We start from the raw sequence: 8,209 nt of genomic DNA on the forward strand, positions 1-8,209 counted from the left end.
TTTAATTCGGGTCTTTCAACCAAAATTCCGTCTATTAGTACATTCTTACCATGGTCAGAAAATAGTTTAGCAGTATGATACATCATAATAATTGCATCACTTAAATATTTCCAATAATCTTCACGGAGATAGTTATCGCCTATTGTATTTTCAAAAAGGTCATTTGCAACAACATAAAAAAATTCATCTGATTTTAACTGTATAGCATCTACTATAGATGTTTTTCCAGCACTAGTTACACCATTTAGAAATACGATTTTCCCTTTTTTCATCTTAATATGCCTCTCTTATTCATGATCATCAAAAAAAGAATACTATGGTGACGGTAATTTCCTGATTAGTATAACATTTGCACCAAAACGTGGTGATGTAAAGAACTGTTATAATTAATCCTGCCCGTTATTTTAATAAAAGACATGCTCTTAACATGACTAAAAAATTAAAAAACCCGACCTCACGAGGTCGGGTTTCTTCATGGTATTGGTGGAGGCGAGGGGGGGCGATACCTCTTATATACAGAATATTTCTCCGTCATATGCAAGTACAAAAATAAGCTATAGTTTCCCGTTAGCTTAAAGCTTATTTGTACACTCCTGATCTTTTTGTTTAGATCTTGTTATCTAAGGAATATTATTTGATGCACCATATGGATTGTTCATTTCTTGCTGTTTTAAATGCTCCCCAACTGGGACAAGCGTATTTTAATTTGTAAATGTCTCCATAGCCTCATGGGGAATCCTCTTCTTTATATGCGCTCATTGATTTTGATCAACAATTTCTTTAAGACTTGCTTCTCCTCGTTAGTAAGGGCTTGAACGATTTCATCCTCCACCTTTTGGAATGATTCATTAAAGCCTTCAATTAACTCAATCGCTTTTGGCAATACATATATATTTTTTTGCCGTTCATTATTGGCCGGGATTTTGCGCTCAATGAACCCTTTTTGCTCTAGACCTTGAAGCATGCTTGTAATACTGGCCCCACGCACATGAAACCGATCTGCAAGGTCCTTTTGAATAATATGATTATCTTGGTTCTCGTAAATATAGTCGATTACTTTTCCTTGTTGAGCGTTTAACCCTAGTTCCTTTATACTCTCGTCCGCTCTTTTCTTTAATTTAAGACCGATAATCTGAAACAAATCCAAATAAGGCGTATCCTTTCGGGATTGCATGATCGTCCCTCCTGAAATTGTTAGAAAGCTAATTGTAAGCAACTAAACTATACAGTGATCCTATACGAATGTCAAAAAACTTAGTTTATTGACAGTTAGATTTCTAACAGTTATACTTCGAATTGTTAGAAACAAACACATTGGAGGAATTTCAAATGGAGAAGATAAATCAAAATGCTGCGTTAGAACAAGTTACTGCGATTACAAATGTACGTATTTTTGATGGAGAACAAATTATTGCGTCAAGACATGTTGTCATCAAAGGGGAGTCCATTATTGCAGTGGGCGGAGACCTTCCGGCCGATGCAACGATTATCGATGGGGAAAATGCGACTTTAATGCCCGGTCTGATTGATGCACATGTCCACACCTCAATCGGCGGATTACGAGATGCCTTAAAATTCGGCGTTACGACAGAACTCGAAATGAACGGCGATTTTACGAGAAGAGGACGCGAGATCCAGTTAAAAAATGTGGATGACGTTGCAGACGTCCGTTCTGCCGGCACAGCAATCACCGCTCCGGGCGGACACCCAGATGAATTGCTGCCGGATGGGGATGAAATACCGGAATTCGTATTAAGGGAGCTAGAAAAGTTATCGGAGGAAGACCGGGAAGCGATGTTGGCCGCATACGCTCACGATCACGATGAAATACCGCAAGTGACATCGGTGGAAGAAGCGATTAAACATGTGCATACTCAAGTGGAGAATGGTGCCGACTATATTAAGATCATGATTGAAGAAGGGACGGTCATGGGTGCACCCGGCCTGCCTGTTTTAAGCGACGAGATTCTAAAAACAGCCGTGACAGAAGCCCACAAGTTCGATAAGCTGGTCATCGCCCACGTCTTGACGGCTCTTTCATCGCAAGCAGCCATCGATTTTGGAGTCGACGGTTTGGGCCACTTGTTTATCGACAGACCCGAGTACACGTCCGAGTTGGTGAAATCCATAGTGGATTCAGGCGCTTTTGTTACACCGTGCTTGGTGTTGAACTCATCGATTGTTGGGAAACCGGCATCGGAATTGGCGAATGATCCGCGTGTTCATTCCAAATTAAGTTCGGATTGGATCGGTATTTTGAACTCAAGCTTCAATACGTTCCCGCAAGGCAATATGGAGAACAGCTTTAAGAATGTGATGGATCTTCACCGTGCCGGAGTTGATATTCTGGTAGGGACGGATGTTGCACCGGTTCCCGTTCCGAACCTTGGCGGCCTTGCTCACGGAGCAAGCGTCCACCATGAAATGCAGCTGCTGGTGAAGGCCGGGTTCACTCCAATTGAAGCTCTTCAATCGGCTACTTCCAAACCGGCCCGTTGCTTTGGTCTTCACGATCGCGGCCGTATTACCGAAGGTGCGCGCGCTGACCTTATTCTCGTAAACGGTGATCCGACAACCAATATCTCGGATACCTTGTCGATCACATCCGTGTGGTTCAATGGTTCGCAGCAACTAGGTTAATCGGGTTCGATCTCCCTGTACAATGTCGTCAATGCGAATGATGAGCGAACCGGAGATGATGATACCGTTGCTGATCGTAAAATCGACAAAAAGAGGGACTGCAGATCCAAATCCTCCTGTCAGGAACGACAGCCAGATCAACGTTCCTCCAGATACAATAAAACCCGTTTTATTCCCATTGGATTATCAATATAGTCATTGTTTAAATTTTACTACATTTTGAAACTATCCTGCCCGTTAGTTGAATAAAGGGTTACCAGTCGGCAGCCCTTTCATTATTGAACTATAGTGCTGTGGCTGCTGGCCAAAAAAATCGGCTATGATTAAATGTTCTTGTCCTAATACGGCTGCGGATATATGTTCTTGTCTTTCGCTTTGGACAAGAACATATATCCGCAAAATAAGAAAAACGCCTGATGGCGTCCTTGACGGCTAGTTCCAAAAAAACGGCCTCGCCGAAAATCCGGGGGGATCGTCTTTGGGTCCGTTTATTGTATGGCATCAGTCCTTGAAGCGATAACTTACAAAAGCCAGCTGGCTGCTGTCCGGCGACCATTATTTACAATCAGGGTTCCTTGACCGCCGAATAACCGGACAAGCGTTTTTGTTTCACCGCCGCCGCTTGGCATCAACCTGATTTCCACGTCTTTATTTGCCGGATGGTCGTCCGGCGCGACATCTTCTTTGCGGTAAGCAATAAACGCAACGGTTTCGCCCGATGGTGAAACATGCGGGAACCAGTTATTGCTTTCATCGAAGGTCATTTGAGTCTGCTGGCTGCGGTCCTGTTCCATTCTCCATATTTGCATCAGGCCGGACCGCACGGAATTAAACCATATGTAGCTGCCGTCCGGAGAATATTCCGGTCCGTCATCCAGTCCCGGAAGATCGGTTAACTGCTTTTCCACACCGCCAGTCCGCGAGAAGGTATAGATATCATACTGTCCATTGCGTTCGGCCAGTAGGAAAGGGGTGTTCCTCCCGGGGACCAGCCGTGCAAATAACTGGGGGCAAGTGCTGTTAGATGAACAGGATCTCCCCCTTCCAGCGGAAATACATAGATACGGGACTGGCCGTCCTCCTGCGTATGATGACTCACTGCAAGATGGGAATTATCAGGTGAAAGAACATGATCGTTGTTGCACTGTGTGGCATAACCCGACTCGATGACAGCGCTCGTACGAGTAGCGATATCAAAGGCAAATATTCTTCCTAAACTGTTATAAATGAGCGTCTTGCCATCGCGGGTCCAGTTGGGCGCTTCAATCAGATCGTCGATATGGGGATAATACCATGCGCTCCCCAGTCTGAACATTCACGGTCTCCAGCATGCTGATGACATGGCGTCCGATTATTTTCTGCGGCTGCTTTAGCGTATTCATGAATTGTCCCCTTTTCTTTCCCTGGTAAATCACCTATTATATGCGATTTACCGTCCCTGCAGGAAGTTATGTTGTTTGCCCGGCGCTTTGCTTGAATTTGTATCTGACCGCTGATAACAGCCGAACGACTATATAAAGTATCAGAAACAGGACCATGAATCCGGCCGAGATCCGGTACATGAAAGCATAATCGGACATGGATGAAACGGCACCCAAAATCAAAGCTCCGACCGCTATACCCAGATCAGTCGTATTATAGAACATGCTGTTGGCCATGCCGTACTGCTGCGGCGTGCCGGAACGAAGCATCCATGCCTGCAGCGTGGGCTGAATGGACCCAAAGCCGAGTCCATATAACAGGGCGGACAAAATCAGCATCGACATCGTTGTTGTGTAGGATAGAACCATTAGCGCAGACACAACGCTGATCGCGGCAGGGATGAGAACAGCAGCATGTCCGAAACGATCGAATATTTTGCCTGAAACGGGCCGGATAATGATCACTGCAATCGCATTGAACAAAAAGAACAGGCCGACCTGCTCCAAATGAACAGATTCCCCGAACAAGGCGATAAAGCTGAGCAGACCGCCATAGGTCACAGCCAAAATAACATTAAGCAGTCCGGGGATTAATAATTTGGCATGGAATAATTGCTTGGAAGCGGAGCCTGCTGCTGGCGCTGTTTTCTTGCTGGTATCAGGCGGAATCGCCCGCGATAGCAGCAGAATGGGAAAAATAAGCAGGATGGTCGCCGTGCCAAGCATGGCAAGTGTCGTGAAACCTGCATGCTTCATCACGCTTAATCCGATAATCGGTCCAACAGACATAGCCAGACTGGTTGAAAGGCCGAAATAACCGATGCCTTCCCCCATCCTTTTGCCTGGAATAATTTGAGATACCAGCGTTGGAATAATCGTACTCGCCATTCCGAACCCGATCCCGAAACCAACCCGCATGACAAGCAGCATACCGACTGAACCCGCGGCAACAGACATTACGGTGAACAGACATGCGGCAGCAAGTCCCGCATACAAAATCACATTGCGACGCACTTTACGCATAAGTTGGGCGGTTAATAACCGTGTAATAATTGTTGAACCGGCAAACACGCTAATGATTAGACTTACGGTCATATCGTCAGCCTGAAAAGCGGATTTCACATAGGCCGGGAAAGCCGCAAGCAGCATCTGCAAATTCAAAAACAACAGCAGGGTGCTAAGGGTCAGAATCAGAAACGGTTTGGTCCAAAGCCTGGAACTGCTTTCTTGGGACTGCATATTTTTATGCTCCTTCCGGACATTATGATAATTGGCTCACATGATGATTAATCCGCAGAAGAAGCTTCATGATCATTTCATGCTCTTCAACCGTCATGCATTGTTTGATTTCCTGGTTTACCTGCATTTCAACCGGGAGGGTCTCCATGATCAGCGAAGCGCCTTTCTCTGTGCTGTGTACTTGAAATGAACGTCTGTCGTTCTCCGCCATCTTGCGGCAGATCAGCCCCTTTTCTTCCAAATGGTCGAGAATCCGGGTCGTCGTCGGCTTATCCTTACCCGCCAACTCGGCAATTTCCTTCTGGATCAACCCCTCTGTCTGATCGACCTGGAACAGCACCGACCACTGCTCCGTTGTAATCTCATAATCCTTAAGGCGGGCCTGAAGAACATTCGTCATCTTGCGGTACGTGATGCCCATCAAAGCACCAAGCGATCGTTCAAGCACATTTTCATTTGCCGTCATAACCATCCTCCTTCTTAATTAGTTGTTTTAACAACTATATATAGAACAACTATTTTTGTCAACAGAAGAAGAACAGGCTAACGCCCTCCTTATCGGTGACAGGACGAAGCTTTCACCTTTCCGATAATTAAGAAAAACCGTCAGGATAGATCTCCCTGACGGTCCATTAGGTTCTGCGCACATCGGAAATGTTGTACTCATACCCGTGAATTCCTTTGTAATACTCCGGGTACATCTCTCCTCCACAATCCTCGCATGAGAATTTAGGGGGCACAAGGGGATCCCCTCCGTCCATACGGTCAAAGTCCCGTACCATCTGAAGGGGAATGCGTTCTTCTCCGTTGCAGTTGAGGCATATGTGTACTTAACCTGCCCGTTTGTGAGTGGGTTCTTTTTTTTCGTTTTGGCTGGTTTGCGCTTCTTGGACACTGGTGAGATAACGAATCATCCTTTCTAGACAAACGTGGGTTATCCGGCAACGGGCATACTTCACCCGCAATTTCCCCACCTGTAGACAGACCTCCCCCTTGTATTCATAGTCACATTCACATTTTAGACAGACTAGTGGGTCCTTCCCTGTCGTGTGCCCGACCCGTTCACGCCAGGTTCTGCGTCGGAGGATACGCCGGATTCTCACTACCCATTTCCGGCTCACCTTCTGCCAGGCACTCATCAACTTCTTGCTCACGCCCTTTGTTCGCCGTGAGTAGACCCCATAGTAGCGAATCGTCTTGAAATGCTCATCCGGAATGTGCCGAATCAATCGCGTGATGAACGCTTCCACCGTCAAGGCTCGGTCTTTTCCTCGCCGCTGGTTTTATCATGGTAGCTGAACACCACGTATTCTCCGTCATATTCCTTGATCCGTTTCCTTGCTATGGCTGGGCGCCGGATGTATCGGCCTATGTATCGCAGCTGCTCACGAATGGACCCCCGCTGTTTCGGGGCATACACATAGAAGCCTTCACCATTTTCCGTATACGCTTTTTGCAATCTTGCTTGAACCTGCCTCTTTTCCGCTCCGGAAAGATGACTGCGAATTAGTTTTAACACGACGACCTGCCACTGCTTGCGCAGCATCTCAAACGGTATGAAGTCGTAGGTTTTCCACTCTCCATTTTTTTCATCCCCTCCCATCGTCACGAGCATATGGACATGGGGATTAAAGTTCATCCTCGAACCAAATGTATGTAAGCCCACGATGACGCCAGGCGTCACCTTGCGCTTTTTTTGAAAATAATCTTGTACCACGCGCACCGCTTCATCCATGTAGGCTTTGAGCAAATGGCGGTGCACCAAAAAGACATCCCACAGCCCCTCGTCTATCGTAAATACAACGTGACGATGGTGGACCTGCAGCACATCATCCAGCAGCAGCCTGCTCCATTCCTCGGTTTCCCCACAAGAGCAGGTGGTGCAAAACCGACCTTTGCACCGACATCCTTCGCACACCATGAGCATGAAGCCGTTCCGCGGATCTCCACATTTCCGGAACTTCTCCACTTCTTTCAGCACGCATGGCCGTATCCGGTTACGATCTTTTCTACAAATTGTTCCCAATGACGGTTCTCATCGAAAAATATCCGCTTTAAGATATTCGCTTCCATACCATCATTTTAACTCATCCTCCGTTTGCCTGAAAAAATATAAATTCTTTCTTTAATGTTGAAAAAGCCGCGCAGCGCGCAGCTCTCTATGCATATATGTTCTTGTTCCCCGACATTCATTGAACTAATGTTACCCGTTAGCTTGATTAGTGAGTTCAGTTTACAACTTTTATGTTTATCTTCTTCACCTTCTCCCTGCAATCTATCGGGAATGAGTTCAAGTTCTTATCAAAATCGGGAATGGGATAAAGTTCTTGTCATTTGTTTTTGACAAAAACCTTATCCCACAAAATAAAAAAGCCACGATTTTCGCGGCATTAGAGTATTTGTAATTGCCTAAAGATTTAATTCCATCCAATAATCTACTTCAATAAAACCAAACTTTATATAAACCGGTCTACCTAATGTTGAAGCCCCGAGCCAAATTTTTGATACACCTGCGATTCTAGCTTCATCAACTAATTTATTTAACAAAGTCGTAGCTATCCCTTGTCTGTATACATATTTGTGATATAGCCCATTTTACCACTCTTACTTGTGAATGAAGGCGGGAAATCATAGAAGATAATTGCACCCGTAGCAATAGTTTCTTCATTGTCTTCAACGATCCACTCGATTAACGAACCATCACTCATCTTATTGTGAAAAAAAGAATTGAGTTCGCTATCAATATCTTGATTCGGTTCAATCCCTTCATCAACTAATTGCTTTTTTCTTAGATGAACCAATTGATGAATATCATTCATATTTGCTTTACGATAGTACATCTACTCACCGCCCCAACAAATGTATATATTGCTGAACGGAGTGTAGCATATTTCACAGTGGAAGTCACC

The 8,209-nt window shown here is 45.3% G+C and carries 8 protein-coding genes and 2 pseudogenes; 1 reads left to right on the plus strand and 9 read right to left on the minus strand.

The genetic code is table 11. From position 1 onward, the window contains the following. Both AC1DOV_RS34330 and AC1DOV_RS34335 read right to left on the minus strand, forming a co-directional pair. On the minus strand, window positions 1–272 hold a 272-nt coding region (locus AC1DOV_RS34330; RefSeq protein WP_477552127.1), incomplete at its 3' end, for a phosphotransferase-like protein. A gap of 473 nt (window positions 273–745) precedes the next feature. After that, window positions 746–1,174 (minus strand): MarR family winged helix-turn-helix transcriptional regulator, encoded by a 429-nt coding sequence (locus AC1DOV_RS34335; RefSeq protein ID WP_477509323.1) that lies wholly within the window; start codon window positions 1,172–1,174, stop codon window positions 746–748. 155 nt (window positions 1,175–1,329) lie between these two features. Between AC1DOV_RS34335 and AC1DOV_RS34340 the strand changes: the two genes are divergently transcribed. Then, the gene (locus AC1DOV_RS34340; RefSeq protein WP_477552128.1) at window positions 1,330–2,640 is read left to right on the plus strand and encodes an amidohydrolase family protein; all 1,311 of its coding nucleotides are present in this window, start codon (window positions 1,330–1,332) and stop codon (window positions 2,638–2,640) included. On the opposite strand, the gene AC1DOV_RS34345 is transcribed toward AC1DOV_RS34340, so the two are convergent. The 7 genes and pseudogenes from AC1DOV_RS34345 to AC1DOV_RS34375 form a co-directional block, all read right to left on the minus strand. After that, window positions 2,632–2,781: a hypothetical protein gene (locus AC1DOV_RS34345; protein WP_477509132.1), complete on the minus strand. Its 150-nt coding sequence runs from the start codon at window positions 2,779–2,781 to the stop codon at window positions 2,632–2,634. The genes AC1DOV_RS34340 and AC1DOV_RS34345 overlap by 9 nt on opposite strands. Before the next feature lie 380 nt (window positions 2,782–3,161). Next, complete coding sequence (locus tag AC1DOV_RS34350) at window positions 3,162–3,449, minus strand: TolB family protein (RefSeq protein WP_477528383.1); 288 nt, start codon at window positions 3,447–3,449, stop codon at window positions 3,162–3,164. 83 nt (window positions 3,450–3,532) lie between these two features. Further along, window positions 3,533–3,955, minus strand: coding sequence for a TolB family protein (locus tag AC1DOV_RS34355; protein ID WP_477552129.1), 423 nt, complete (start codon window positions 3,953–3,955; stop codon window positions 3,533–3,535). Window positions 3,956–4,088: 133 nt separating this feature from the next. Next, window positions 4,089–5,300 (minus strand): MFS transporter, encoded by a 1,212-nt coding sequence (locus AC1DOV_RS34360; protein ID WP_477509135.1) that lies wholly within the window; start codon window positions 5,298–5,300, stop codon window positions 4,089–4,091. Between the two features lie 22 nt (window positions 5,301–5,322). Beyond that, complete coding sequence (locus AC1DOV_RS34365; protein WP_339203244.1) at window positions 5,323–5,766, minus strand: MarR family winged helix-turn-helix transcriptional regulator; 444 nt, start codon at window positions 5,764–5,766, stop codon at window positions 5,323–5,325. A 364-nt stretch (window positions 5,767–6,130) separates the two neighbouring features. Continuing rightward, window positions 6,131–7,373: pseudogene (locus AC1DOV_RS34370) on the minus strand (IS91 family transposase). Between the two features lie 336 nt (window positions 7,374–7,709). Continuing rightward, window positions 7,710–8,140, minus strand: a pseudogene (locus AC1DOV_RS34375) (GNAT family N-acetyltransferase). Window positions 8,141–8,209: the final 69 nt, after the last annotated feature.

The organism is Paenibacillus sp. 01T47, assembly GCF_056398245.1.

What these genes read in the sequence shown, in the direction of transcription:
- AC1DOV_RS34335 (WP_477509323.1), bottom strand. Translation starts at nt 1,174, where the DNA reads ATGCAATCCCGAAAGGATACGCCTTATTTGGATTTGTTTCAGATTATC.
- AC1DOV_RS34340 (WP_477552128.1), top strand. Translation starts at nt 1,330, where the DNA reads ATGGAGAAGATAAATCAAAATGCTGCGTTAGAACAAGTTACTGCGATT.
- AC1DOV_RS34350 (WP_477528383.1), bottom strand. Translation starts at nt 3,449, where the DNA reads ATGCAAATATGGAGAATGGAACAGGACCGCAGCCAGCAGACTCAAATG.
- AC1DOV_RS34355 (WP_477552129.1), bottom strand. Translation starts at nt 3,955, where the DNA reads ATGTTCAGACTGGGGAGCGCATGGTATTATCCCCATATCGACGATCTG.
- AC1DOV_RS34360 (WP_477509135.1), bottom strand. Translation starts at nt 5,300, where the DNA reads ATGCAGTCCCAAGAAAGCAGTTCCAGGCTTTGGACCAAACCGTTTCTG.
- AC1DOV_RS34365 (WP_339203244.1), bottom strand. Translation starts at nt 5,766, where the DNA reads ATGACGGCAAATGAAAATGTGCTTGAACGATCGCTTGGTGCTTTGATG.